Consider the following 26,567-nt stretch of genomic DNA (forward strand, 5'->3'; position numbering starts at 1 on the left):
TTCTAATGAAGTAGTTACTTACATAATATGCATAAATATATCCAGATCGATAAGATCAAAAATGTGAAGGGCATTAACCCCATCACGGGAGACTATTCCTATGAGGAAAATGGGCGGGGCTACCTCTGTATTGATGGTGTCTTGCTTGAAAAAGAGGAACCTCCTCTTGATATCGTTTCTGTAGGTGAATACGTCTATGCGTGGTACGGTCGCTATGGAACTATAGAGATCTATTCGGGACATACCTTGCTCAAGGTATTTGAGAGGGAGGTGCATTTCTTTGATAGAAATGTAGGCCCTTACATTAGGCATCAAGTCCGTGATCCCAAGACCTTTGAGGCGAGTGAGAATATCCTTTCGGTCTCAGACGGGCAACCTCTCTTAGCACAAAACGTCCCTTACCGCTTGTATAAAGTGGGTGAGGAGGTCATCGGTTATAAGATCTTCGAGTATAAGCTCAGTCGTTTAAACTACTCTGGCGAGGTGCTTTGGACCTTTGACTTACCCCTGTGCGAAAGTAGTCGCGATGAACCTGACGACTACGATAACCACGATAAACTGGATAAGGTGCTGGGGATAGCACAAGGCCTGCTCTGGATCTGCACCCGTTGGTTCCGACTTATAGCTCTGGATCTGGAGACGGGTAAGCCCGTGCATCTGTTCTCTGGAGGCTGGTTTGATGAAGATCATTCCAACTACACCGTTTTAGATGGCTTGGGGTGGTGCTTCTTCCGTGAAGCTGAAAAAACCATCGTATTAATCAGCAATTGGGGGGTGCAGATCCTTGATGCCGCTACAGCCAAGATCATCGAGGGCTATTCTTTTTCGGAGGTTGATCCGCAAGGGATCAGGGCTTTCGAGTATTTCGATGCCGCACGCCTATACGGAGATTGCCTTACGTTCATCGCACAGCGACACAGGGAGGCGCATGGCTACCGTTGTGCTGGGATCTTCGACTTGAAGGCTCGCCAGTTCAGCTGGATAGGAGATATCATTTCATTGGAAGAAAAGATGTCTACGGGTAATCACCTGCTTGCACAGTTCCCATTACAGATGGCAGGGAATAGGCTCTACATAAAGGATGCTGAGAACACCCTGCATATCTACCAAAAGGAATGGCGGCTAAAGGCACAGGCGCGCCCGCAGAGCGAAGCGACCGCCTCCGCTGCTTGCGCCCCCACTCCCATCGTGGGGAGGTAGTAGCAACCTATATAGGTTACTACCACCGACCAGTATTGGTTGACTCGTGAACCACTATAGGTTTGCCCCCCGTACCACTATTGGTTTGTACCACGAACGAGTAGTGGTAGGCATCCCCTCCTCCGCAAGCCCGCATGCTACCACGCTTCTGCGCCTCGCCGTACTCCCCGCTGAAAGGGCTAACTTTGACAGCAAAGATGCTCCGTTTAAGGCCCGCCTCACATAGTAATAAGCTCAGCAAGCTATAAAGCTCCATAATAATAGTCTCATGTATATCCTCAGGCATAGTCTTCGTCTACTCGTGCTGCTACTGACACTCAGTTTAGGTGTCGGTGGTCAGCTGTTTGGTCAGTACTATCCTGTTCATGCGACTGTTCAGTGGCCCTCTCCGCAGAGTCCGCACTTAGTGGACTATTATTCGGGCAGTCGTGATCGCCTTATCATCACGCTGCATAACCGAGATCTTCAGCAGCCGTTACTTCTGGCTCGCTTGCGTTTGCAGATCAAAAGTAATGGCTTCCTTGCCCAGACCCGCGAGGAGCTGTCGTATCCTCAGCTGGAGCTTATGGCGGGTGTACCAACGCGTCTGACGGCAACAGACTTGATGCCTTACCTTCGTCCTGAGAGCCTGCTTATCAATGGTCGTCTGCGTAATGGTCAGTTCCCGACAGGCTTTACAGAGATTTCTGTACAAGTGGTCGACTACTATAGCCAGCAAGTCCTCTCGTCTTGGCATACGGCTCGCGCTTATCTGGACAGTAAGCAGCCGCCAATGCTGAACCTCCCCCAGCGCGATGAGCAAGTGGCCTATCGTGACCCGCTCTTCATCCGCTTCCAGTGGTATCCTCGTCATCAAGGGTTGGCTGGTACGGAGTATGAGTTTGTCCTCAAGGAGCTCCCCGATAATGGCGCTGCTCCTCAGGCCGCCTTCGCCTATGGTAACGAGATCTACCGCACTCGTACGCGTCATACGACGCTCAACTATACTCACCTAGAGCCGATTCTCTTGCCCAATCGACGCTACGCCTGGCAGGTACAGGCTATCGCTCGTGATGGTGTAGATGAGCTAGGTCTGTTTGAGCATGGGGGCTTCAGCGAAATATACTGGTTCACACTCAATGAGAACTGCCCCGTGCCCACGGGGCTGAAGGCAGATCCCCGCTATGCTAAGGTAGACTTCTCGTGGAATAGGGTCGTCGGTGCTACGGGCTATATGCTTGCCTGTCGCCCGAAGACGAGCAAGGATATCTACGAATGGAGCGAGGTGCAGTCCTACGGCGAGCGAATGACTCTTGCCCAGCTGAAGCCCGGCTGGACCTACGAATGGCGTGTGGGCACGCTTTGCACGGGCGATAAGCCTATCTACTCGGCTATTCAAGAGGTAACGCTGCCTAAGAGTAACGTAGACCTTCTGCGCGACTGTGGTAAGGAGCCACCACGCCCCAACCTCAGTCCCGATCCCGCCTTAGATATTCAAGTGGGGGATACGGTTACCATTGGTGGTGACTATCCGATGGTGATTACCCAGCTCCAGAGCCTTGGTGATGGCTGGTACTCCGGTCGTGGCACGACACGACTCAGCTCTATCATCGAGCTTCCACGAGTGGCCCTTCGCTTTGATCGCCTTCGTATCAATATCGAGAAGTGTCAGATCGATGGGCTTGTCGAGGCTATCTACGCAGATCAGCCTGGCGGTATTGCTGATCTCGACAAGATCGATGATGGGGGTAAGAGAGTCCAGCCAAGTAAGCTACGCATCAGAGAGCGTAAGGTAGACTTCGCCCTCGGGGAGATGCCCGAGATGAGCTTCGACCCCGAGACCGGAGAGCTGGAGGTGACCGATGCTGAGGGCAAGCCACAGCGTATTAAGCTCGACCTTCCCGAGGGAGGGGCGTCTGCTTCGGCCTTCCCAATGATCATCACCGACAGTAAGGGCGATAGCTATCAGCTTAGCCCCGACGAGTCGTCTGAGGTGAGTAGCAGTGGTGCATCATCAGGTACCTCATCAACGGAGGGACGCGTAGGCACGAAGCAAGGCCTCAAGGTAGAGCGTGTAGAGCGGATCGGCTCTTTTGATGCGAGCCGCTTAGCTCAAGGTATAGGCCCGGTTCGCTTTGAGCCATCAGCACAGGCACGCTATGCCTTTGACAGCGGCACTGAGTCCTGGTACCAGGGCTCCGTCAAGCTGGACGAATACTACAAGCCTTTTGCTAAGGACTATATCGCCCCCTGGAAGCTCATCCCTACGGGAGAGCAGGATGTCGTCGCAGCACGATACGAAGGGAAGAAGACGATTGACCTTAGCCGTGTTCGCTTTGCTACGTCTCCTAATAGTCCTGCACTGCCAGCAGAGCTCCACGAAGAGAGCAAGACCTGGAGTCTCAAGCTACCGGCAGCGGATGCCCAGAGTAGCTATGATGTCTATGCGATCTATGAGGGTGAGGTCTTGGGTAAGCTCCGTGTCGTAAGCTATCCGAAGCAAAGCTATCGTGTGCGTCTCGTATCTGTGAATGGGCAGCGTGTGGGCGATGTCTCAGAGCTAAGTCAGCACCTCAATAAAATCTACCAGCAAGTAGGGGTAGAGTTTAGGCTCGCCGAGACGGATGCCTTCCAAGCAGAGCTATCGAACGGGCATATCAGGCAAGACCTTAAGAAGCTCCGTGACAGCTACGAAGAGCAACACCCACTCGGCAAGGATGAGGTCTGTGTCTTTGTGCTTAGCTCAGAGCTAAGCAAGTCATCGAAGCTCGAGGATGTAGAGGGCTTAATGCCTCGCAAGAGTCGTTTCGGCTACATCTTTACAGGCAATAGCCCCAATGGGAAAAGCCTTGCCCGTACCCTAGCCCACGAACTGGGTCATGGCCTCTTCACGCTCCAACATAGCTTCGACGATGAGTACGGAGGTAAGCAGTCACAGGATAAAACTGCGAACCTCATGGACTACACGGTGGGGGCGACCAAGCTCGTGGCATTCCAGTGGAATATCATCTCTAACCCAGCTCCATTCACAGCCTTAGACAGAGAGAAGGATGCACACATTAACCGGGAGACCAAGCGAGTCCATATAAGCAACAAAGCTTCTGAACGCTTGGCTAAGAAGCCCGTTTTTGCTCCTAATGGACGCTTATTCCTTCTTCCTAAGGATGCTACGATATTCTCTATCGCCTGTGGCGATGCCTCGCTAGAGCAAGTGCCTCTTGGAGCCGTTACTACCTTCACGTGGCAAGAGGAGGTTTATAGAAGTAACTACGACACTAATCATGAGAAGTTCTTACTATATAAGAATGATAGGGGAGAGCTATTTGCCCCTGAGTGGGTTGAGTCAGGTACTCCGTCTGAGCTACGTTTTGATTACGACAAATGCTTGCTGTTCATAGATGGTGAGAGCTTCCCGATTGATTGCTCTAGCTGTGCTCAGTCTCGCGTTCAGATTAACTCTTCTATAATTGAGATTAGCAAAGCTACTGAGGGTCTGCTTCGATATGCTATTGACCTGAGACATAAGGAAGGTAAGACCATTGAGGATAATCAGCTTTCTTCAAACAAGGAGGTCATCTCATTGCTTAAAGCGGAAGTTGTTAAGGCTCTAAGTAAGACTCCCAATCAAAAGCATCTCAATCCGAGTCTACAGGATAAGCTACAGGCCTATGAGCAGATTAATGGCAGACGCTTTGTCGTAGTTACCTGTTCCATCCCTTATGTAAGTAAATCTGTTGAGGAATGGAGTGCCTTAGCGTCAAGAGTCTTTAATGAATCAGGCTTAGGGGATAAGGATATCCTTATTACGATTCCTTATATGACACTTCCTGGTTTGGTGCGGGGATCTGGATCTACCTTCTATATGCCTGGTGTCGCACAGGGCACTCAAGCTGTGATAGCTCCACTCTCAGGACGCTTTGACAACTCCAAGTATCCGGCTGGCAGGAATCAGGCTGGGATGGAAGATTTTATCCTCGAGGTCTTCCGTCAGACTCGTAAAAAGGTTACCCTCTATAAGGGATATTTCTCAGCATCTCGTTCTATTACCGTGGTTGCGGACCACAAGGGCGGGAAGGAACTTAGTGGCTATCCTTATAATAGGGTTATCATCCCATATATCCAGAAGGGCAGCGACCAGTTGATTAATGTTGTCCAGACATACCAAACAAGAGAGCGTATTAGGTTAAAGACTCTTGGTGCCACCGATGGGAACATTACGCCACAGGGTTATGGGCATGATGACAATCAAAAATGGCTGGAGCAGAACTACTGGCCAGTATTCTTCAAACTAGCGGAATATGCTGATCAGTTTGATCAGTATGAGCCTCATACAGTATCCGACCCTATACACTATAGAGAGGGCTTTCTTGATGCTGATAATGGTAAGGGGCTGAAGAATTATGAAGCTTACCTCTTGCAGTATGCCTACGAGAATGTACTTAAGAAGCTTAATCTTAATCTTCGCTCAGGCTTTTACTTCAAGCAGGAGCATACTCTGACGGATAAGACCGATTGGGTCCTCACTCGTTATGTGGATGAGCCTGTGTATGCAGTACTTGATGGAGCATCCGTAGCGCTGGCTTTCGTAGGCCTTGATGCTGTTCCAGATGCTTTTAATGTCTTTTATAGTACGATCCGAGGAGATTATAGTAATGCCAGCTTTGCAAGTATATCACTTATACTTCCTGGATCGATCTCCTCTAAATCAATTAAGACGGCTGAGGAGTACATCAGCAAACCTCTGTTTGGGCTGATTAAAGATCAAGCTAAGGTAAGCATAGAGCCTATTAGTAGAGAAGCCATTGAAAGAGGTTCGAAACAGTTGGCTCGTGGGGCTACAAACGAGGCCTTAGAAAGACTACTAAAGTCTGATACTAGAGGCGCTTTACGTGTTGTTCCCCATCGTGATATCGTTGATGCCCAGGAGCTTTTGATAAGATCAGGGCATCCTAAATTAGCACAACAAGTTGATGCCTTAAGAGTAGTTGTTGACATAAGAAATCATCGAAACTTTAAGGCTTTTGGGCTGACTGATGAGCTATTAGGAAGAATAGCAAGTACAATCAATACTGATGGTTATGCTCAAATTGTTTCTAATCTCAGGGTACTCATTGATAAGTTTGACCCAAATAAAATCAAAGGCTTAGAGCTGCTGGTTAATAACTTGGGCCATACGGAATCATCATTTCGTGAAGGAGCGGAATGGACACTACGGTATTTGGCGAACAATGCTGATGAATTTACTGGTGCCTCAAAGGTTAGCTTTGAGGTCCAAGAAATACTACCTAATGGCAGAAAACGTATTGCAGATATGGTTGTAGAGTATCCTCAAGGAGGTAAGGTTTATTACGAGTTCAAGTCGGTGAAAAACTTACCACCAAAAGATTTCATCCAACAATTCTCTAATGATTTAACTAGGCCTAACTTTAATATGGGCATGGACAATCTTAGATGGGTCTTTGATGGCAGGAAGATACAAGCTAAAGATTTGCAAAAGCTTAGAAATAAGCTAGAGTCAATAATAACTTTTAAAATGGCTAAAAGCTATGGGTATGGTAGTGCGAATGCTATGATTAAAGATCTGCTTGAGAAGGTGTTTATAATAAACTAGATTATGAAGATAAAGGAAGTACGAGAGATTATAAGAGGAGCTGGATATATACGGAACAGTCCTCTAGGTATTATGTGGTTTCGCGGAGAAAGCACAGAACTGAATGGTGTTGAAGTTTCAAGTAGGGAGCTTTTCCTTGAGGCAGGCCTGCGAGGAGGGGTATTTGCGGCTATGAGTCCTAATGGGGACATCTACGAGATGACTCCCAATGGGATTAAGCTACAACTACAAGTAGATGAAGCTGTAGGATATCCGAAGATAGGTGAACTTCCCCATTTCTATATAATGAACAAATGGGATGAAGCAACAGGCGATCACGTCTATAGACACATTCAAAATGGTGAGGTGTTATGGACTAGATCATATCCCTATAGACTCATCGAGCAGTTTGGGGACTATGCTCTCCTATGGGGCACCATAGGAAGACATAAAGAAGGTGGTTGTCAGCTGATAGACCTCTCTACGGGAGCTGTGGTTTGGGAATTAGACCTCCCAGGTGCTCGTATCAGCGGAGTTTATCCTTACGAAGATAAGGTAGTTATCGTGTGGTTCCCTCCTATGGGAGAGGAAGATAAAAGTCGTGTGTTGTGTGTGGAGGTGCCATCCGGGAAGATTATCTGGGAAAATCGAAAGCCGAGATACTACCAAAAATATGGAAACGACAAACTAGTATTCTTCTACTCTTCACTTTGGGAGGATGGATATGAGAGTGGAGATAATCACCAGCTTGCAGAGCTAGACGTACGGACTGGAGCCTTTCAAATGTATAAGTTCCCAGGCTATAACACCAGTACATATGTAACGACGGTCTACAAGGACTATCTTTTCTATGGGACACTCAACTATTATTTCTTCGTTGGGGCTATCGACTTACGTACGCACGAGATGCTTCCAGAGGTTAAGATTGACTACACACCAGGAAATCTGAACCAAATATCGAGCATCGGCGTACACGAAGGGCAGCTCTACGTGGAGATTCAGACAGAGCTTGATCATAGCGATATACACGTTCTCGACCTAGACGAGGACGAGTAGCTCATAAGTTTAAGCAACTGAATGCAATATAATTAGCGGTGAACATCAATACTAAGCAACTACCGAGTCTTCTATTAGTAGTCGGGCTTCTTTTCCTCTCGTCCTGCCTCAAGGAGACTGCTGTGCCCATCGCCTCGTCCTTCGAGGTTACGATTGCAGATGATAAGACCTCTCCGGTGACGGTCAAGCTACAGAATAATAGCTATGGAGCCGACGAGTATGAGTGGACGTTCGAGGGCGGTGTACCAGCCAGCTCAAGGGATAGAGCTCCCGAGTCTGTAACCTTCACAGAAGCGGGTGAGCATAAGATTCGCTTACGCGTATGGAATGCTGTTGATGAGCGCATCAGCGAGCAAGTTATTCGTGTGGACTCTGCGATGAGTATTGACTTTGACTACGCTATTGCCATCAATGATATTGCTCCAGGGGTAGTATCTATCAGCAATAAGAGTCGAGGGGGTAGTCGCTATGAGTGGATTTTTGAGGGAGGCAACCCCAGCTCATCTACAGAGCAATATCCCTCCACTGTTACTTTTGCGGATGGAGGCATACATCGCATTCATCTCAAGGTCTTCAATGGTAGTCGTTATGAGGAGCAAAGTAAAAGCTTTACGCTACAGCCCGCTATGCAGGCAGACTTCGACTATGAGCCCATTGCCGTAGACCAAGACTGGGAGGCCCCTTTAACGCTACAGACTCGGAACCGAACCAGTGGAGGACTAAGCTATCGTTGGTCTTGCGAGGGAGCTACGATAGATAACGCTGCGGCTGAGCACCCTTCGGTGCGTTTTGAGCGGGCTGGTATTTATCGCCTTAGACTGATTGCTAGCAACGGTAAGGAGGACAAGGTTGTTGAGAAGACATTAACGATAAAGCCCAATAGTGGTCTGGTCTTCCAGCAAGACCTTAAGTTCGGCATTAACGAAGCTAAGAATAGTATCGGTTGCTTCTATTCCTCTCGCTTAGGAGGCGTGTTAACCTCTCAGCGTATCGCACAAGAGAATGTAGGGGCAAGTATTGACTTCGGGTTCTTTGCGTTGAACTCTTCATTCAATTATTGCTATTTCTTCTCTCCACTTGAGGCACGAGCTAACGCTTTCCCAGCGATCCCCAATGCTATAGCCTCTACCTTCATCAATAGCCCATCAGCTATGGGGATCCTGGTGAGTAATGATAGCTTTGATGCTCTTAATAATGCACAAGCTCTTTCTCGATTTACTCAGTGGGCGGAGCCTAGTAGAAGGCACTTCACCAAAGCGCAGACCCCGCACTTCGTCCTGTTTAGAACCTCTGATGGCCGTAGGGGGATTATTAGAGTCAAAGGCTTTGTGGAGGCTGGAGCTCAATCATACATTCTTGCAGATGTCAAGATAGAAAAACGACTAGGAGAATAAGATTATGTTTATGCTACGTACGTCAAGGGTATATTTCACCATAGCCTTTTCTTTACTCTTAGCCATAGCTATGCTGGCGATCTCGCCAAGCTTGAAGGCCCAGAATGTGGACATAGAGGAGGTCATGAGCTTCCGGAAGAAGAAGCCGATCAAGATTAGTGGTAGTATTTCGACCAGTGCCTCCTACTTTTCTGCTAAGCCACAGCAAGCACGGCAAAGCTTTACTTATCAAGTGACGGGGGCAGTTAATATCTCCGTTTATGAGCTCTTCAATATCCCCTTGTCTTTTAATCTCAACAACTACGGCTCTAACTTCAGCTATCCATCTCTTCCTAATCGTCTCAGCCTGCACCCATCATATAAGTGGATCAAGGCACATATTGGCGATGTGTCGATGACCTTTAGCCCTTATACGATGAGTGGGCATCAGTTTACGGGGTTGGGGCTAGAGCTCACACCTGGGAAGTGGCAAATCTCCGCGATGGGTGGTCGATTATTACGTCGGGTTGACTTCAATCCTGAGCTGCCGAGTATTAGACCAACCTACGAGCGCTGGGGCTACGGGCTCAAGAGTCGCTATGATGGAGATAAGTTCTTCATTGGAGGTACAGTGTTTACGGCTAAAGATAAAGCTGGTGTTATCTCTTTTGATGCCGATGCTCTTGGCCTTAGTCCCAAAGCCAACCTTGCATTGGGTATCGAGGGAGGACTTAGTCTCATCAAGGATCTGCAGTGGTCTTTTGAGTATGGTCTTAGTCTGATGCAGCAAGACCTCCGCACTAATGCTCGTCAAACTTATCATGCTTTTAAGACTGAGCTTAGTTATGAACTAGTGGGTAATCATATCGGTCTTGCTTATGAGCGTATTAGTCCAGACTACGAGACTCTAGGTGCTTACTACTTTAATAATGACTACGAGAATTTAACAGTCAATTATAGCCGAAACTTCTTCTCAGATAAACTAAGCCTAGCACTGAGTGGTGGGGTACAGCGAGATGACCTCTCCGGCGACAAGAAAGAAAAGAACAAGCGTTTTGTAGGCTCAGCCAATATCGGCTTTACGCCCAGTGAACGTTTCTCGCTATCGCTGTCGGCATCAAGCTTTCAGGGGCATCGTAATATCAAATCTAGTTTTGACTATATCAATCAGCAGATGCCTTATGAGAATCTTGATACGCTGAACTTTGTACAGCTCAACAACAGTCTTGACCTCAACATGAACTGGCAGGTCAAGCAGAGTGAAGCACAAAACCATAGCCTCTCGGCAAGCTTAGGCTATCAAGAAGGCGCAGATAAACAGGGGAGATATATTATGCCAGGTAAGCTCACTCGCTTTCTTAACCTATCCAGCAACTATAGCGTTGATTTTTCAGCACTCAAGCTTGCTATAAACTTTGGAGTTAATGGGAGTAACAACTATGCTCTTCGTAAGAATATGTTCACTTTTGGTCCCATGCTTAATCTTAACAAGCGTCTCTTGAAAGATGCGATGAGTATGGGGCTAACATTATCTTATAATCAAACGCGCGATGAAGGGGAACTACAGGCTAGCATATTCAACCTCCGCTATCAAGCGAGTTATCGGTTCCTCAAGCGACATAGCCTAAATGCTAGTTTGTCTTATCAGGGTCGTTCTTTCCATAACCTGCAGACACCCCCAAAATCCTCTATAACGAGTCAAATTGCCTATAGTTTCTCATTCTAGAATATCATTCACCTATGCACATAAGTACATTCTTTAAAAACTCTTGTCTAGTCATCTTTTGTAGCCTTTTGTGGGCTTGTGAGAAAGAACAACTCCCAGGAGAGATACATCCTCAGACACAAAATGCCTATCAGAATATAGAGGAGGCTCAGGCTGCTGTCGAAGCTTTGTATCATCTTGGCTATCCTTCTATAGCCCTAGAGGCGGATGCCAACAAAGGTCTCCCCTTAGCTTGGTCTGTTTATCTCTCAAGACTCATTGAGAGTGAAGCTAGCGAGGGCTATTATCCCGATCTACATCAAGGGAAGGTGAGTAGCCCTAAAGTCCAAGAGCTTAGCAAGAAGCTATACACGAGTTATTTCGATGCTATTGAGCAAGCCGATACCATTATAGCACGCATAAATGACAGTCCATCTGTGAATGTCCAAGAGCGGGAGAGACTACAAGGGGAGGCTAAGTTTTTCCGAGCCCTTAATCGCTTTTCTCTACTTAGAACTTTTGGAGCTCACCCCACAACTCGTACCAGCTCAACATCTGGGACAGAGGTAGCTCTTTATTCTTTAGTCATTAAAGATCTTCAAGATGCTATTGCTCGCTTACCCCATAAGACCTTTATAGAGAATAAATCTCGAGTTAGTGCTTTCATAGCTCGAGCTCTTTTGGCGGAAGTTTATATCCAGATGAGTGGGTTGCCACTGCGAGAAAACAAGTGGGCAGAAGCTACCGCTATCTTGAGGCCTATCTTAGCATCAGGAAAGTATCAACTTCTAGGACATGGTCCCAGTGAAGATTTATCTGCCTACAATAAGTTGCGTCAAAACCCTATGGCTCAAGAGTACCTGCATACTTGGCAGGCAAAAGATGGTAGTTCGAGGTCTATTTTCTCTTTTCCTAGCAAGGCGAAGGGCTGGAGTAATGTGAAGACTACTGTTGCCTTTAATGCTTACGAGCCAAGCAAGCTTCTACAATCATTGTATGCAGAGGAGGATATAAGAGCTAAAGATAGACAGTTTTTTCACTCCTTTTTTAAAGTGCAGGAAGGTAATAAGACCATCTTTGAAGTCTTTAATCCTGCTCCCTACTTTTGGCTCGCTGGAGAAGGAAATAGCCTTTCTGCTCCAAGGGTAAATCAGCTTGGAGTCTATCGCTATGCTGAGGTACTTCTTATGTTTGCCGAGGCTCTTTGCCAGTCTGAGGCTACTGTGCGGGAGGAGGCCGTTGATGCCCTCCTAGATGTAAAGTTGAGAGCTATGCCACATTTAAACAGAGAAGAGGAAAAGGCTGAGTTGATGGCTCTGGGCATAGATGCCTTCTTGCAAAAAGTCTGGCTTGAACGCTTCAGGGAGCTCGTCCTAGAGATGAAAATGGGATATGATATCGCTCGTACAGGCTTTTATCCAAGCAAAGTGCAAGGTAGCACTGAGATAATTTTTATTCCCCTCACTGAGGTACATAGTCCGAGTGGTGGAGCACTGCCTAGGAATCTGAGGCTTCCTCTTCCGTTAAGTCCTACTCCTTGATCAGATGTTTGAGCTTAGCATCATTCTTAATTCGCTCGATCTCGCTTTCGACAAGGCTTAGGATCTCTTGCTTCACGCGCTTATAGTTGGCTTCGATGGTCTCGCTGAGACTATCGGAGCCATCTTCGTTAAGGAACTCCGCAATGATGGGGATAGGTTGGTAAACCTTGGCTTCGGCTGATACCTTCGCGACATCGACGACAATCTCAGCGTAGAAGATCTTCTGCTCGATGCGCTCATCGAAGTTGTTGGATACGGCCCCGACGAAGATCCCTTTTCTCCTCTACAAGTCTTTATACTGCTGGTCAGAGAGCGTTACCTTTGATCTCCCTGGAGATGGATACTCGGTCTGCACGTAAGGCAAGGAGTTCGTTGGTCTGTGGGTCAATGGATACGTAGGCGTCGAAGAGCTCTCCCTGCTTGGTGACGACTTCGATGGTCTTGCCTAGGTTACCCGTCTTGAGGAGCTGTGCCTTATCCTCGGGGCTGAACTTGTAGCCCATGTAGGGGAAGTCAAGCTGAGGCTCCTTGCGCATGGCATGAACGGCTAGGCCGATGTTGCCATCATCGTCGGTGCGGAACGCTAGGCGTGCCTCGGTGTAGATCGAGCTGTTGCCGTAGGGTACTGCGATGGGGAGGAGGTCACTCTTCTGCCAGGAGAGCATCTTTTCGAGCGCTCCACTGGCTTCGAGCTTCTCGCGACTGAGGCCGAGGTCTTCAAGCATACGCCAGTCGATCTGTTCGGGATCAATGGCAGTGGTGCGCTTCTGCATGGAAAGGAAGTCCTCAAAGGACACTTGCTGTGATTTGATTAGCTCTTCGGAGGCAGGATGGTGCCGATTCTGCAAGGAGGAGCGAAGGCTCTCTACGCCTTGCTCGACATTGCTTGCAAGGACCTTGTACAGTCCGAAGCGAGTCGGGTCGTTGAACTGCTTGAGGAAGTTCTTCATGAAGTTCTTCAGCAGCCCGTCTTGGTTATTGAACTTGAGGAAGCTACTCTGATTGGTAGCTTCGGCGTCGTCTTGAGCTCTCCCTCGTCGTTGATATCCGAGATGATGGAGAGTTTGCCTACCTCGGATGCATTCTGGACCTCTGTGCGGTCCTCTAGGACCAGTACGTAGTCCTCGGTGTGATTGTTGTCCATAATGATGCCAAATATTCGATATAAAATGTTCTGTATGGCAAATATATGGGCTGGTTTGATATGTAGATTAAATGCCTTATAAAGCGGGGAACAGCTGGAAAAACTGGGAACTCAAGAGCTGTGTTTGGGAACTTGTACTCTTAGTTAAATATACCTTGAATGTAACGTTGTATATTTGTATCAAAAGGACTCGGTAACGTCTCCCTTGTTTTATTCATATTGCAAGGGAGGCATCGTTCCCTGGAGAGAAGAAGCTGACCTTTAGAATGGGTTGGATTACATGAGTCGAAACTATCCAGAAGAAGTTAAATGACCGTACAGAAAGTGGATTTATTGGAATGTTGCCTAAAATGAAGTCTTGAGGGTTCAATATGGCTCTCAAAATGTAGCAAAGGGGCTCCCTGGAGAGTTGTGTGACTATGCCTCTTTTGATGATGATACAGCTATAGCTAGTACGTAAATACGATAACAAAGCTACTTGCAGAGTTGGACTATTGAAGTCTTAGCCATCGGCAAACTATACTGGTAGATAAATGTCAATCCGAACTTAAATGATGAAGACTAAGTTTACCTTAATAATTGATGATATACTTAGAGATTTTCTCCCTGGAGATAAGTTTCTATTGAGCTATCTGAATGATTTCGAGGGTAATGAGTGGAGGTATGGGCATTTCGTGAGCTTCATTCTTGATAACCTTTGTGAGACTGCTCTCTCAAAGATGGAACGCGATAAGTTACCTACTTCGCCAATGTCGGCCATGAGTAAGGCTGCTAAGAATTTGCGCATTTCTGATGAACTAGAAAAAAGTACATCTGGATTAGGTAGTGAGTTGGCCGAAATCCTCTTGTATGGAGTAATGCGTAGTCACTATAAGGCCCTTCCGGTAGTCCCTAAAATTTATTACAAGCAGAATGTTCTTGATAATGCGAAGGGCGCAGATAGCGTCCATATAGTTATTGAAAATGATGGGCGTTTTTCTCTGTGGTATGGCGAGGCTAAATTCTATACAGACCTGGAAGAGGCTATGAGATCTGCTGTATCTTCGGTTAAGGATACGATTTCGGATGATAAGTTGCGTAAAGAGAATAGCCTTGTCACTTCAATGAGTGACATGGAGAAGTTAGTCCTAGACAAAGAGCTTTTTAATCGTATAAATACTATGCTAAGTTCGGATACCTCTCTTGATCGGATAAAGCCCATCTTGCATATCCCCATTTTGCTATTACATGAATGTCAAATCACAGCAGGATTCAGTCAGATGACTCCAGCATATTGCAGTCAAATGAAGTCGTTCTATCAAAGAAAAGCACATGCATTTTTTGAAAGGCTCCATCAGAAATGTGTTGATGTGAATGGATATGAGAAGATTACATTCCATCTGATTCCCTTCCCCGTTCCGAGTAAGCCTCGTGTAGTAGAGAAGTTTTATAAGAAGGCGAAGGCTTTAAGAGAAGATTAAGCTGTTGTATGATAGACGTTTTTGATAATTGCAAGCAGATTAATGACCTCCTATTTCAAGGTAAAGAGCAGGAGGCGCGAGATGCCTTGATTATTTTACTTCAAGAGCTGAAGGATAATCAGATTGAATATACCCCATTAGTCAATCATCTAATAAGAGAAGTCGGATTATATCTCTACATAGATACCACGACTTCAGATTGGCAAGAGCGGATTGTTTTTGAGGCATTTAAGGTTGATGCTGGATGTGGAGATGAAATAACTCTTCACCGAGAACAATCTGCGGTTCTATCTGCCCTCCTGAAAGGTGAAGATTTGGCTATAAGTGCTCCAACAAGCTTTGGAAAGAGCTTCATAATAGATGCATTTGTTGCTATGAAGCAGCCCAATAATGTTGTTATCATAGTTCCTACACTAGCACTGACAGATGAAACAAGAAGACGCCTATATCGTAAGTTTGGAAAAGATTATAAGGTGATCACAACTACAGGGGAGGAGCTGGGGGAGAAGAATTTGTTTGTGTTCCCTCAAGAACGAGCTCTTATGTATGTAGATGAGATTGCTCATATAGACCTCCTCATTGTAGATGAGTTTTATAAGGCGGGGACGATGCATGGGAACATTAATGCTTTGGATGGGCGTGCCACACAATTAATCGAAGCTATTTCGCTTCTAGGGAGAAAGGCTTCTCAGAAATACTTTCTTGCTCCTAATATCTCGGAACTAAAGGGTAGTTCACTTACATCAGGAATGCGTTTTATGAAGGTAGATTTCAATACAGTATATACGCACGTTGAAAAGACGTATGATAGTATATCTGGAGATAAAAAGGAAAAGGAAACTCAGAAGTTTGCACACTTAAAACGTATACTAGAGACTGTGGAAGGAAAGTCTCTCATATATGTGAACTCTCATTCAAGCCTTCAGAAGGTCACAGAGAAGATTCTTGAGTTTGATATCGATATGAAGACCTGCGGTTTTCTTGGCCTATTTTCTCTGTGGCTTAAGGAACATTACGAGAAGAGTTATGTGCTTGCTCATCTTGTGAGAAGAGGAGTTGGGATCCATAGTGGACGGTTACATAGGGCTTTAGCTCAAATACAAATTAAGTTATTTGAGCAAGAAGGAGGCCTGAAAAATCTTGTATCTACGTCTTCTTTAATTGAAGGTGTAAACACTTCTGCAAGGAATGTAATTGTATGGTCTAATAAGAATTCAAACACTAAGTACGACTACTTCACGTACAAGAATATAGTTGGAAGAAGTGGACGTATGTTCAAGCATTTTGTAGGAGAGGTGTATCTTTTGGAGGCGCCCCCTCAAGAAACGTTCCCTTGTTTAGAGCTTGATTATCCAGATGTCCTTTTAGAAAGAATCGATCCACAAGATTACTCGGGCCAACTTACATCTGAACAAATTGCAAGAATAAAGCAGAATGAGGAGGAGATGGATGCTATCCTAGGACAGGGTGAATATCGTAAAATTATGAAAGAGATAGCTTCCTATGGTGTCTCCAAGGCAGTATTGGAAGATATCATTGAAGAGATGAAGGGGCATACTGGTGAATGGAATAGTAAGCTTCGTGGATTGTTAGACTCTAATCCCAAGAGGTGGGGTAACCCATTGTATCTTATGATGCCTCTTTTAAGGAAGGTGAAGCATTTCAAAAGACGAGATAAAGCCATCGTACATTTTATTCAAGCTCTATCTAGAAGCTGGACTCAATCAATTCCTGAGATTTTGGGAAAAGTCGCTGTTGACGGTATTAAGATTGAGATTGAGGAGTATTTTGATTTGGAGAGAATGGTAAGTTTTGATTTTATTTCATTGCTGCATAGTATCAATGCTGTGGCAAAAAGAGTGTTACCTTCGAATGTAGATATATCTCCTTTCATAGCGAAGGCTTCTAATGCATTTCTTCCGCCTCTAGTGTTTGTCTTGGAGGAGTTTGGTCTACCCAGAATGCTAAGTCGTAAGATTCAAAATACGGGAATACTAGACTTGGAAAGAAATGATATTTCAATCGATGAGGTTTTGGATGAATTCAAATTGATCGGGGAGAAGAAAATTATTGAGATTGCCGATCTTTCCGAGGTAGATCAGTTCATTTTATCTAACTTCTTTGAGGGAATAACGTCTACTCCTTAATCAGATGTTTGAGGTTAGGATCGTTCTTGATTCGCTCGATCTCGCTTGCGACAAGGCTTAGGATCTCTTGTTTCACGCGCTTATAGTTGGCTTCGATGGTCTCGTTGAGATTGTCGGAGCCATCTTCGTTAAGGAACTCCGCGATGATGGGGATAGGTTGGTAAGCCTTGGCTTCGGCTGATACCTTCGCGACATCGACGACAATCTCAGCGTGGAAGATCTTCTGCTCGATGCGCTCATCGAAGTTGTCAGATACGGCCCCGACGAACATCCCCTGCGTAAGGTTACTAATCTTGCTGGCAGGTATCAGGCTATCGAGCTGTGTGGAGATCGAGGTTGACTTATCGTTTCTGTTGATAGTCATGGACTGCCGTTGCTGTAGGACCTTCCCGAAGCGTTCGGAGAGGGTCTTGGCGGTTTCGCCTACGACCTGGCCACTGAAAACATTCCCCACGGTGTTCTGAATCACTTTACTCTCCTTATCTCCGTAGTCACGTGTGAGCTGTGAGAAGTCCTGAAAACCTAAACATACAGCTACCTTGTTGGAGCGAGCTGTTGCGATGAGGTTGTCTAGGCCACGGAAGTAGATGGTTGGTAGCTCGTCGATGATGACGGAGGACTTGAGTTGCTTCTTCTTGTTGATGAGCTTCACGATGCGAGAATTATACAAGCCAAGGGCCGCAGAGTAGATGTTCTGTCGGTCGGGGTTGTTGCCCACGACGAGGACTTTTGGCTCACGCGGGTTATTGATGTCGAGGGAGAAGTCATCGCCAGTCATTACCCAGTAGAGTGCAGGGGAGATCATACGAGAGAGCGGGATCTTTGCCGAGGCGATCTGTCCTTGGAGCTGGTCTTGTGCTCCGCCTTCCCAGGCATCCATAAAGGGGGACAGGTAGTTAGCGAGCTCATCGTAGGCGGTGAGGATGGGGAAGATTTGGGCGTAGGGTCGGTTGAGGAACTCGATGGCATGGGGGAAGGTACAGTACCTGCCTCCCTGGTAGATCTTGAGGAACCAGATGATGGCCGCCAGCAAGATGATGGGCGACTCGACGAAGAAGTCTCCCTGCTTCTGTATCCATGTCCGGTTCAGGTTGAGCATGATGGTGTAGGCGGACTCGTAGGCATCGGAGATGTCCGTCATGAAGGCGGGATTGATAGGGTTACAGCGATGCGACTTGCGCGGGTCGTCGAAGTTGATGACGAAGAACTGAGGCTTCACCTCATAGGCATCGAGGTGTGTCAAGAGATGGTTGTAGGCGATCTCCGAGAGGTCTGGGAACTTGTAATCGTAGATGTACATGGCGAATCCCTTCTCGATCTGCTGTTTGATGTAGTTATTGACTATGGCGAAGGACTTCCCCGAGCCAGGGGTTCCAAGTACCATGGATGCACGGAAGGGATTGACAATGTTGATCCATCCCTTGTGCCATCGCTTTTTGTAGTAGAAGCGGGTAGGTAGGTTGACAGAGTATTCGTTCTCCATCAGGCGTGTCTCCTGCATGAAGCTCTCATTCTCGAGGTTGAAGACGTCGTCCATGAGGTTGTTCTTGAGTAGGCGACTCATCCACACACCAGCCATGAGTAGGCAGATATATCCGACCGAAAGCGTGAAGATGTAGAGTGAGGCACTACCTATCTTGCCGATAGGCAAAGCTAATAGCCACCAGTTCAGAAAGAAGAGAACAAAGCCCACGGTAAGCACTGCCCAAATCTTTGGCCAAGTAATGGTCTCCTCTTTGACACCCTTGGTTCCGAGACAGGATAGCGCGAGGAAGACGAGGCAGAAGAGCTTCGTCCAGAGAATGGATGAGAAGAGGTTGGTCGTTCGCTGGAAGTTCATGAGGATCTTGTCCACGATAGGAAGTGTGAAGCCCCAACCGAGAAAGGCTTCATAGCAGAACCAATACGCATTGATAAGGAGGAATATCACAGAGAGTGCTCTCATGAAGTCCATGATCTTCCCGAGGGCTCTGAGGTCGTCTTCTTGTGCCATAGCTATAATCTTGTTGAAGTTAGAGTGGTGGAGCGATTTATTCAGCCTTTTCTTCTCCTGAGCCTAAGCTGATGTTGCCTACGAAGCTTGCGCTGCCAGGTTGCTTCCTTCCAATCATCGTTACCAGTTGTTAGGGGAGTGTCTCCTATAAGTTCGTCTAATACCGTCTCCATGGGGTTGTCACCTTCTGCCACAAGGAGGGGAATGCTTTGGGCGAGGTCCTTTGGTGCCTCCCAGGGGGATGATAAGTGGCCATAGAGCTTTTCGTCTAAGAAGCGATTCGACTCAGGAGCTGAGAAGTAGGCTTCAAACTGGTTGGCTGCATATCCCTTTCCTAGGCGCGAGCCATTGAGTGCTATACCAAGGTTGTCATCGATGAAGGTGATGCCATAGATACGTCCGCCCTCACTTTTGCGAATGAGGCAGCGTAGCCCGCTCTTGTTTAAGCTAGCTAAGAGTTCTTCCTCCGTTCGGGGGGAGGAGCGCATGACGGCTAGTACACGCTGGCGTATCTCGGGGAGGAAGGGCTTAATCCTTTGCTTAGACTGTCTCATTTTGCTCTGGAGAGCAGTGTATCCTACGCCTCTCCCAACCTTAGAGGCGTGTAGGGGCGGGCAGAGCTTATTCCCCGCCTCGTCTGTCGGGGCGTAGACGAGACCATTGTATTCTCTGCCTCGGTAGGTGTTCTTGACCTCTTCGACAGTCAGCTGGTAGCCCCCTATAATGGCCTTGAATTCACCTAAGGAGCAGAAGTGGTAGTGCTCTAAGACCCCATGCAGCGTTTGCGCGATTTCACTTCGGATATTATACGAGGGTAAGTTCTCTTGGGAGATGGGGGCATTTGTCCTCTGCTCCTTGCTGGGTGTACTGGGAATGAGTCCATACTTACGCTCCAAGTGATCGGTGATTCGTTTGCTACGTCTGTTCTCAAACTTGTCGTTAATCTTCTCTCCAGCACTATTGACACGGAGTGATACGATGTGGATGTGCTCTCGCTCGATGTCGTTATGCTTAAAGACGATGTAGGGCTGCTCGCCATAGCCGAGTGCCTGCATATACTCCTGGGCAATTTGTGTAAGCTGTTCATCGGATAGCTTTTCGTCTGGGTGCGGATTAAGCGAGCAATGAAAGACCACATTCTTCGTGCGACACTTCTTAGGAATAGCTGCCTGCATATCGCTAAGCACTTCTTCCATGGTATAGCCACCTTCAGGATTGGCATACAAGCCCTCAGCCAGGAGAACACTCGCGTCCCCAGATACTACCTTTTTGAAGTTGTAGCCGAGGGCTCCAGCTAGATTTTCCGAGCTCGAGATCTTAGCAATCATCGCTTTCGGTAGTCTAAGGTTAGGCTGATAGCTTGCTGCTCTAGGGTGATTATTTGCTGGGAGTACTGCTCTAATCGTTGAAGCATTACCTGTGCTGCCTTGACCGAGTGGTAGCTGTTGATAGCCTTTACTGTTTGGTTGTAGAGGATACCGATCTTATGTATTTGGGCTGTCAGCTGGGAGAGTTTCCGGTAGTATTCGACGGCGGATTTATCTACGGTGATGACCTTAAAGCTCTCTTCTAGGAGACGAGCGCGCACGAAGTCTGATTTTGTTTTGGCTCCTGATTTATGGAAGAGGGCGATCACTTTCTCTTGGTCTTTGGCACTGGGCAGCCGGGTATCCCATCGGTCCCAGCGTTCTATCCTTTCAGACATAACTCTTGGTGTAGTAATTACGACTTCGGAGTGATTCTCTCCCCTCTTGGGGCAAGGGTTTTTGTCGGCAAAACGATAGTTTGTCGGACAAAGACACACCTTGCCAGTAGAAAGAGTTGATTGAGATGAAGTATCCAGCCCTTGGGGGGCTGTCTCCTTCGGTCGTGTTAGACGATATTTCTATTCTGCTGCAAAGTTACTTCCTCGTTGTAAGTGGCTTGCTATAAGCCTACTGCCCACTTTATCCTTGCCTTTCCCGCCTCTTCCTTGACTCCCAGAAGGGGGAAAATTAAGCTCTTACTTTGCAGTCAGAGCGAGCGATAGAGCGCTCGAGATGTCGATTAATTAATTTCTCGAGACCTCGAGATCTCGACATCTCGAGATATCGAGATGCAGTCCTTGCGATTGCTTAAGTGATATCCCGCTTATTGTCTCGCTCGTCATGGTAATTAATTCAGTCCTTAATCGCTTGATATGCAAAGCTCTCGACCTCGACCTTTATATCTCGGTTTCTCCTCACAGAAGGGTGGTGTGGGTAAGAGTACCCTAGCCGAGATCCTCAGCAGTATGCTCTACTATGAGGAGGGTATCTCGCTCTTTGTCGTGGACTGTGATCTGACCCAGGACTCCTTCTTCAAGCTCCGTGAGCGAGAGAAGGGTACGATAGGAGAGGATCCAGCTCTGACGACTTATATGCAGGCTTACTTTCATAAGCTCCAGCGTCGCTCCTACCGCATCATCAAAGCACGGCCTCAGGAGGCACTTGCTCAAGCGGAAGCTCTCGTTGCGAAGCACCCCGAGGAAGGCTACCAGTTGGTTGTCTTTGACTTCCCTGGTTATGCAGGGACGAGAGAGCTTCTTGAGCTCTCACTGGAGATGGATTATATCCTCTCGCCCTTGGAGCCTGATATCCAGTCGATGGTTGCCTGTCTGAGCTATGCCAAGAGCATCCAGGACTTGGGTGTCTCGATGCAGACGGCTCGGATTAAGGATATCTGGCTTCTGTGGAATAAGGTTGATCGTCGGGTGCGCAATACGCTGGTCACGCATTACACGCAGCATATCCAGGAGGAGGGGCTTACGCTCGTGCCCTTCCCGATTTATAGGACACATCGCTTCTCGCATGAGCTGTCGATGTACGGGGCGCGTGGGGTCTTCCGCTCGACTTACCTCCCGTCGAACAAAGCCCTCCGAGCAGGGACGAACATCGATGAACTAGCTGAATGGGTTCTCAGTGCCCTCCAGCTCCCCACACTGACGACTGATGGCCACGATTGAAGAGCAGCGCCGGCGCCTGGATGCTAAGCTCCAAGAGATGGCAGAGGATGGAGTGCTCCAAAGTCCGTCGTCCGCTACGGCGAACTTTGATCCCATAGATGAGGAGCGAAGTGTGCCGGAGAAGACAGTGCTATCACCATCCTCGGTGCAAGTAGCGGCATTAAGCCCCTCAGGGGAGGTCTTTACGATTGAGGAATACCGTGCGAGCTACTTTGTCCCCTTGCGTATCCGCGAGAAGACCTCCTTTACGATGAATGCCGAGACGCTGGAGATCCTCCGCAGTGTCTTGCAGGACCTCCATGAGCGTGTGTCTATGGTGAGCTATATCGACAACATCATCCGTGAGCATCTCAGAGCCCATCGCGAGCTCCTCAACCAAGCCAGTGCTAAGCAGCGGCGTAAAACGACGATCCCCTTATGATGACAACGATACTACTTTGCGTGCTCCTCTTGCTAGGTATCGTGTGGCTCATCCTTGGTATCGCCTACAGCTACGAGCGCTGGAGGGGCTTATCCCGCCCAAGGATAGGCCAGCGACAAGAGCCCCAGCAGCGTGAGGTCGGGGCTTTGAGGAGGGAAGAGGCACACGAGCTCGTCATCAGGAGTAAGGGCTTGACTGCCCATGTTATCCCTCCCTTTCCCGTGTCTTCTGTGGCTGAAGAATCGAATATGAATGCGCCTACTTTTGCGGAGCAAACCGCTGAGGAGGAAGGCGAAGAACCGGCCGCGATGTCGAACGTCGAAGCTGAGCTCCTCGAAGATGAAGAGCTGGATGTGAACTACACAATGGAGGCGATCGATGAGGAGGAAGTCCTTCGTGAGGAGCTGGAGTGGAAAGCTGATAGCAGCGCTGAGCTCACTTCTACGAGCGTTCTTTCCCGTGACCTCCTTCGCCTAAGTCAGTGGAGCCAGAAGGATGATCTTCTTGATGAAGAAGCACCCGATATGGTCTCCTCGTCGCTCCACAGTCTTCGGGGGACCGATCTCCTAGCGCAGTACCAAGCGGAGCTCCTGAGGCAGGAAGCTGTACACAAGAAGCTTCTTCTGGCTATCCGCGAGGCGGAGTCTGAGACGGAAGAGGTGGCGCCCCTTCCTCCAAGTCAAGAAACCAGAGCTGACATGCAAGGGCTCGACTATTACCTGTGATTCCCGTATAGCAATCATTCATGATCCTAGAATAGGAACACAAAGAAACTTGCTTTCCTGCTACTTGCCCTCTTCCTTACACCCGTCGTAGCGGATGCCCAAGGCAATGGTATGGCAGGTATCAACGAAGCCACCAAGATGGTGACGAGCTACTTTGATCCAGGCACGAAACTGATCTATGCCATCGGAGCTGTGGTAGGGCTCATCGGGGGCATCAAGGTCTACAACAAGTTCTCCTCGGGTGACCCAGATACGAGTAAGACAGCGGCCTCTTGGTTCGGCGCCTGTATCTTCCTCATCGTGGCGGCTACGATCCTGCGTTCCTTCTTCTTGTAAGCCATGGCCAGCTGGGAAATCAATAAAGGCGTAGGACGCACGGTGGAGTTTAAGGGGCTGAAAGCGCAGTATCTCTTCTTCTTTGCAGGAGGCTTGCTGGCGACCTTCATCGTGGTGGTCGTGCTCTACCTCCTTGGCGTCAGTCAGCTGCTCTGCCTCGGCATAGGCGTATTGGGTGCCTCACTCCTGGTGTGGCAAACCTTCGCTATGAACCGCAAGTATGGTGAGCATGGACTGATGAAGCGGGGGGCACTACGCTCTCATCCCCGTTACTTAGCTCATCGCCGTAGCGTCCTACACTTATTCCACCGGCTCAAATCATTCAGAAGATGAGACACAAGAGCAAGACCTGTAGCTTGGAGGCCAAGTTCCCTTATGGTGTACCCTGCCTGCTTTCTAGGGCGATCAGGGGGTGTTTCGGAGCGCCTCATCAATTCTCTTCGTTATGAAAGAGGTTTGCTTCCTATATGATAGGATGAATAGGATTACAATACCGAGGAGACCTGTCGTGAGGAGACAAGTGACAGATCCATTGCAAATAGAGATGGCTAACAGGACAACTAGCATTGCAATAATCGTTCTGTGCATATTGTTGACCTCTGAGAGTAGCTCGATCTTGTCGTCTAGTTTGGATGCTCGTACGAATCTCGCATAATCAGAGAACTCGACGATCTTTGTACACCTTAGAGCTGGCTCGATAAGAATCGAGCCAATTCTACTTAGGACTAACCCGAAGAAGTAGTATAGGAACATGCCTAGTATTACGTCATCTACAGCCAGGTTGATCCCCGTGTATCGATTCAACAGAATCACAAATACGACGCCGGGAAATAGGTAGTTGAAGATGTTGTACGTTGACAACTTTTGTAGGAGTTCACTCATAGCTTACTTCTCTACTTTACGTGATAGGCTTAGTGGTGACGCAGATCCCCAACCATTTCTTGGAGGATATCCTGACCAACTACAAATTTTCTTTCCCTTGGTTGCTATAACCTTTACCCCTCGTCGGATAAAGGCATTAACAACTGACTTTCTGGGATGATCAGGAGCTCCCTTCGATGTATTTACAAAGGATGTCTTTGTTGCTGTAGAGCCCACCGGAAGAATAGGCCCTAATAACATATCTAATACTTCGGGAGAAACATTCCTCCTACTGCCATGATGCGGCATTTGGACAAACCGGCATTGCTGGAGATCATAATCACAATCCCATGCATACTCGTATGCCTTGGTAAGCGCCTGCCTACCTGCATCCCCAGTAAGCAGAACTCCATGGTCATCAGGGAGAATGCCAAGTAGAACTACACTACTCTCATTTCGGACAGAGGTTTCTCCATCCTCCTTTAACGTCTCGTTATACCAGTCTTCATAAGCGGTATTATCTGCACTACTTGCAAACGCTTTACACCCTGGCATAGGAGTGCTCTTCGTAGGTGGCATTTTATCAAAGTTTTTGAGTAGCTCTATATACCACTCCTTACTTGGAGATAAAACATAGAAGTATGAACCTATCTTGGCGCCTTGAAATGGCTCGCAGACTTTAACTTTCTTCTCCTTAGCCATCTCTTCTACTTCTGTTGCAAGCCTAACGGATTCTTTTATCCTTTCGCTTAAACTATGCTGAGTTACTCGTCCATCTAAGATGTCATTGATAATTTTAGAGGCATGCTCCCAGGGCTTATGCATCCATAGCTCTCTGACCTTTAACTTTTCCAGCACAACCCTAAGACCTGAGATATGATCCATATCGGGATGTGTACTGATGAGGTAATCAACCCGATCAGTCCCATAATACTCCTTGACATGCTGAACCAGAGCCTCTCCGGAAGCTTTAGTTCCTCCATCGATCACATAGATCTCTGTTTTTCCGTTTTTCGTGATGCGCATAGCTATCGCATCTCCACTCCTCTCACCCTCTCCCACTGGGATGAAATCAATCTCGTAGCCAGAGAGTGGGAAGTAATCAGTTAATCTTCTCATATTTAAATAGAAATAATTATTAAACATGCTACCCTTGACGCAAAAGGCTTGCCATTCTCCAGGGGATATACTCGTGTGACATATTGTCTGGCGTTGGGCCGTGTCAGTTCAGGCTACGCCAAGGTTGCCGTATTATGCGAACTATATAAGTGGTCTAAGTAGGAGGGGGCGGATTTGTATGCAAAGGTATCCGTTGAGGGGGAGAGAACGACCTCCGAGGTTGCTGTCAGATGGATTCAGCATGCGCATGCGGAAAAACTTTCGTGCGCAGGGCAGAAAATTTCTGTGCGCACGAAAATAAATTTCCGTGCGGAAGAAAATATTTTTTCGTGCGCACAGAAATTTATTTGCTTCCGCAAGAAAATCTGCCTAACTTAGCAGAGCGTTATAACGCGTTGTTTAACAATAAATTAATCTATCATGATCAAGATCAAAGCTGTTGAGCGTAAAGTCGGCTTCAACAAGACCGGAAAAACCCTCTGGTACCCCGCTATTCACCTGCATTCTGATGTCAAGTTCGAGGAGTTCATCGAGCTCGTAGCGGACGAGACTACCGTGTCCTCGGCCGACGTTAAGGCCGTCTTCGACCGTGCTTCGAAGGTGCTCGTTCGCCTGCTCCAAGACGGTAAGAGCGTCGACTGCGGTGACATGGGTACCTTCCGCCCCAGCATCACTGCCAAGACGGGTACGGGCGTGGAGAGCGCTGAGAAGGTCGGTGTAGAACTCGTCGACAAGGCCAAGGTCATCTACACGCCTCGCGTCAAGGTGAAGACGGCGCTCAAGGGCGTCCGCCTGGAGCGTGCTGAGCGTGTCCTCGATGTCCCGTATAAGTCTTCGGAAAAGAAGAAAAAGGACAAGCCCGAAGGCGGCGGATCCACGCCTGCACCAGGCAACGGTGACGGCCACGTAGGTATCTAAGCCTTCGCCGAAGCAC

General features: G+C 47.7%; 18 protein-coding genes and 2 pseudogenes. 14 read left to right on the forward strand and 6 right to left on the reverse strand.

All coding sequences use genetic code 11. The features are described from left to right. The first annotated feature begins 27 nt into the window (after nt 1–27). From HMPREF1121_RS06495 to HMPREF1121_RS06525, 6 genes are all read left to right on the forward strand, one after another. Complete coding sequence (locus HMPREF1121_RS06495) at nt 28–1,200, forward strand: hypothetical protein (protein ID WP_044115451.1); 1,173 nt, start codon at nt 28–30, stop codon at nt 1,198–1,200. 268 nt (nt 1,201–1,468) lie between these two features. Beyond that, the gene (locus tag HMPREF1121_RS06505) at nt 1,469–6,790 is read left to right on the forward strand and encodes a hypothetical protein (protein WP_044115455.1); all 5,322 of its coding nucleotides are present in this window, start codon (nt 1,469–1,471) and stop codon (nt 6,788–6,790) included. A gap of 3 nt (nt 6,791–6,793) precedes the next feature. After that, nucleotides 6,794–7,825 (forward strand): PQQ-binding-like beta-propeller repeat protein, encoded by a 1,032-nt coding sequence (locus tag HMPREF1121_RS06510; RefSeq protein ID WP_044115456.1) that lies wholly within the window; start codon nt 6,794–6,796, stop codon nt 7,823–7,825. A 38-nt stretch (nt 7,826–7,863) separates the two neighbouring features. Beyond that, nucleotides 7,864–9,219 (forward strand): PKD domain-containing protein, encoded by a 1,356-nt coding sequence (locus tag HMPREF1121_RS06515; protein ID WP_232223757.1) that lies wholly within the window; start codon nt 7,864–7,866, stop codon nt 9,217–9,219. A 70-nt stretch (nt 9,220–9,289) separates the two neighbouring features. After that, nucleotides 9,290–10,924, forward strand: coding sequence for a TonB-dependent receptor (locus HMPREF1121_RS06520; RefSeq protein ID WP_232203994.1), 1,635 nt, complete (start codon nt 9,290–9,292; stop codon nt 10,922–10,924). Between the two features lie 14 nt (nt 10,925–10,938). Beyond that, entirely contained in the window at nt 10,939–12,444 is a 1,506-nt protein-coding gene (locus HMPREF1121_RS06525) for a RagB/SusD family nutrient uptake outer membrane protein (protein ID WP_044115458.1), read from the forward strand. On the opposite strand, the pseudogene HMPREF1121_RS08880 reads toward HMPREF1121_RS06525, so the two are convergent. Then, nucleotides 12,434–12,721 (reverse strand): annotated as a pseudogene (locus HMPREF1121_RS08880) (conjugal transfer protein TraG); the annotation flags it as partial. The gene HMPREF1121_RS06525 and the pseudogene HMPREF1121_RS08880 sit on opposite strands and share 11 nt — an antisense overlap. Before the next feature lie 9 nt (nt 12,722–12,730). Further along, nucleotides 12,731–13,588, reverse strand: a pseudogene (locus HMPREF1121_RS06535) (DUF4099 domain-containing protein); the annotation flags it as partial. Nucleotides 13,589–14,139: 551 nt separating this feature from the next. Here HMPREF1121_RS06535 and HMPREF1121_RS06540 point away from each other — a divergent pair. Both HMPREF1121_RS06540 and HMPREF1121_RS06545 read left to right on the forward strand, forming a co-directional pair. After that, on the forward strand, nt 14,140–15,048 hold the full coding sequence (locus tag HMPREF1121_RS06540; protein ID WP_044115461.1) for a HamA C-terminal domain-containing protein: 909 nt from the start codon (nt 14,140–14,142) through the stop codon (nt 15,046–15,048). A gap of 8 nt (nt 15,049–15,056) precedes the next feature. Further along, nucleotides 15,057–17,195, forward strand: a complete 2,139-nt coding sequence (locus HMPREF1121_RS06545) for a DEAD/DEAH box helicase (RefSeq protein ID WP_044115462.1) — start codon at nt 15,057–15,059, stop codon at nt 17,193–17,195. Here the strand turns inward: HMPREF1121_RS06545 and mobC are convergent. From mobC to HMPREF1121_RS06560, 3 genes are read right to left on the reverse strand one after another with little or no spacing between them, the layout of a single operon-like run. After that, a complete protein-coding gene (gene mobC, locus HMPREF1121_RS06550; RefSeq protein ID WP_044115463.1) occupies nt 17,185–19,188 on the reverse strand; it encodes a conjugal transfer protein MobC in 2,004 nt (667 codons plus the stop codon). The two genes, HMPREF1121_RS06545 and mobC, sit on opposite strands and share 11 nt — an antisense overlap. 41 nt (nt 19,189–19,229) lie before the next feature. Continuing rightward, nucleotides 19,230–20,516 (reverse strand): conjugal transfer protein MobB, encoded by a 1,287-nt coding sequence (mobB, locus tag HMPREF1121_RS06555; RefSeq protein ID WP_044115464.1) that lies wholly within the window; start codon nt 20,514–20,516, stop codon nt 19,230–19,232. Beyond that, the gene (locus HMPREF1121_RS06560; RefSeq protein ID WP_044115465.1) at nt 20,513–20,893 is read right to left on the reverse strand and encodes a plasmid mobilization protein; all 381 of its coding nucleotides are present in this window, start codon (nt 20,891–20,893) and stop codon (nt 20,513–20,515) included. Before HMPREF1121_RS06560 ends, mobB begins: the two co-directional genes overlap by 4 nt. A 474-nt stretch (nt 20,894–21,367) precedes the next feature. Here HMPREF1121_RS06560 and HMPREF1121_RS06565 point away from each other — a divergent pair, with 474 nt between their 5' ends. From HMPREF1121_RS06565 to HMPREF1121_RS06585, 5 genes are read left to right on the forward strand one after another with little or no spacing between them, the layout of a single operon-like run. Then, nucleotides 21,368–22,171, forward strand: a complete 804-nt coding sequence (locus tag HMPREF1121_RS06565; protein ID WP_044115466.1) for a ParA family protein — start codon at nt 21,368–21,370, stop codon at nt 22,169–22,171. Next, nucleotides 22,158–22,592, forward strand: a complete 435-nt coding sequence (locus tag HMPREF1121_RS06570; RefSeq protein ID WP_044115467.1) for a DUF3408 domain-containing protein — start codon at nt 22,158–22,160, stop codon at nt 22,590–22,592. Before HMPREF1121_RS06565 ends, HMPREF1121_RS06570 begins: the two co-directional genes overlap by 14 nt. After that, nucleotides 22,589–23,317, forward strand: a complete 729-nt coding sequence (locus HMPREF1121_RS06575; RefSeq protein ID WP_052353636.1) for a hypothetical protein — start codon at nt 22,589–22,591, stop codon at nt 23,315–23,317. The genes HMPREF1121_RS06570 and HMPREF1121_RS06575 overlap by 4 nt, the downstream gene beginning before the upstream one ends. Before the next feature lie 57 nt (nt 23,318–23,374). Continuing rightward, the gene (locus tag HMPREF1121_RS06580) at nt 23,375–23,653 is read left to right on the forward strand and encodes a DUF4134 domain-containing protein (protein ID WP_044115469.1); all 279 of its coding nucleotides are present in this window, start codon (nt 23,375–23,377) and stop codon (nt 23,651–23,653) included. A 3-nt stretch (nt 23,654–23,656) separates the two neighbouring features. Further along, nucleotides 23,657–23,986 carry a DUF4133 domain-containing protein gene (locus HMPREF1121_RS06585; RefSeq protein WP_044115470.1) on the forward strand — a complete coding sequence of 110 codons (330 nt, stop codon included), beginning with the start codon at nt 23,657–23,659 and terminating at the stop codon, nt 23,984–23,986. A gap of 552 nt (nt 23,987–24,538) precedes the next feature. Here the strand turns inward: HMPREF1121_RS06585 and HMPREF1121_RS06595 are convergent. After that, nucleotides 24,539–25,633 carry a ComEC/Rec2 family competence protein gene (locus tag HMPREF1121_RS06595; RefSeq protein ID WP_044115472.1) on the reverse strand — a complete coding sequence of 365 codons (1,095 nt, stop codon included), beginning with the start codon at nt 25,631–25,633 and terminating at the stop codon, nt 24,539–24,541. 420 nt (nt 25,634–26,053) lie between these two features. Between HMPREF1121_RS06595 and HMPREF1121_RS06600 the strand changes: the two genes are divergently transcribed. After that, entirely contained in the window at nt 26,054–26,551 is a 498-nt protein-coding gene (locus tag HMPREF1121_RS06600; RefSeq protein ID WP_044115473.1) for an HU family DNA-binding protein, read from the forward strand. The last annotated feature ends 16 nt before the right edge of the window (nt 26,552–26,567 follow it).

This window comes from Porphyromonas sp. KLE 1280, assembly GCF_000700805.1.
Taxonomy (GTDB): domain Bacteria; phylum Bacteroidota; class Bacteroidia; order Bacteroidales; family Porphyromonadaceae; genus Porphyromonas; species Porphyromonas pasteri.

Bases quoted from the DNA above. Each gene is read 5' to 3' on its own strand.
- HMPREF1121_RS06495 (WP_044115451.1), top strand. From the start codon at position 28: ATGCATAAATATATCCAGATCGATAAGATCAAAAATGTGAAGGGCATT.
- HMPREF1121_RS06505 (WP_044115455.1), top strand. From the start codon at position 1,469: ATGTATATCCTCAGGCATAGTCTTCGTCTACTCGTGCTGCTACTGACA.
- HMPREF1121_RS06510 (WP_044115456.1), top strand. From the start codon at position 6,794: ATGAAGATAAAGGAAGTACGAGAGATTATAAGAGGAGCTGGATATATA.
- HMPREF1121_RS06520 (WP_232203994.1), top strand. From the start codon at position 9,290: ATGCTGGCGATCTCGCCAAGCTTGAAGGCCCAGAATGTGGACATAGAG.
- HMPREF1121_RS06525 (WP_044115458.1), top strand. From the start codon at position 10,939: ATGCACATAAGTACATTCTTTAAAAACTCTTGTCTAGTCATCTTTTGT.
- HMPREF1121_RS06540 (WP_044115461.1), top strand. From the start codon at position 14,140: ATGATGAAGACTAAGTTTACCTTAATAATTGATGATATACTTAGAGAT.
- HMPREF1121_RS06545 (WP_044115462.1), top strand. From the start codon at position 15,057: ATGATAGACGTTTTTGATAATTGCAAGCAGATTAATGACCTCCTATTT.
- mobC (WP_044115463.1), bottom strand. From the start codon at position 19,188: ATGGCACAAGAAGACGACCTCAGAGCCCTCGGGAAGATCATGGACTTC.
- mobB (WP_044115464.1), bottom strand. From the start codon at position 20,516: ATGATTGCTAAGATCTCGAGCTCGGAAAATCTAGCTGGAGCCCTCGGC.
- HMPREF1121_RS06560 (WP_044115465.1), bottom strand. From the start codon at position 20,893: ATGTCTGAAAGGATAGAACGCTGGGACCGATGGGATACCCGGCTGCCC.
- HMPREF1121_RS06565 (WP_044115466.1), top strand. From the start codon at position 21,368: ATGCAAAGCTCTCGACCTCGACCTTTATATCTCGGTTTCTCCTCACAG.
- HMPREF1121_RS06570 (WP_044115467.1), top strand. From the start codon at position 22,158: ATGGCCACGATTGAAGAGCAGCGCCGGCGCCTGGATGCTAAGCTCCAA.
- HMPREF1121_RS06575 (WP_052353636.1), top strand. From the start codon at position 22,589: ATGATGACAACGATACTACTTTGCGTGCTCCTCTTGCTAGGTATCGTG.
- HMPREF1121_RS06585 (WP_044115470.1), top strand. From the start codon at position 23,657: ATGGCCAGCTGGGAAATCAATAAAGGCGTAGGACGCACGGTGGAGTTT.
- HMPREF1121_RS06595 (WP_044115472.1), bottom strand. From the start codon at position 25,633: ATGAGAAGATTAACTGATTACTTCCCACTCTCTGGCTACGAGATTGAT.
- HMPREF1121_RS06600 (WP_044115473.1), top strand. From the start codon at position 26,054: ATGATCAAGATCAAAGCTGTTGAGCGTAAAGTCGGCTTCAACAAGACC.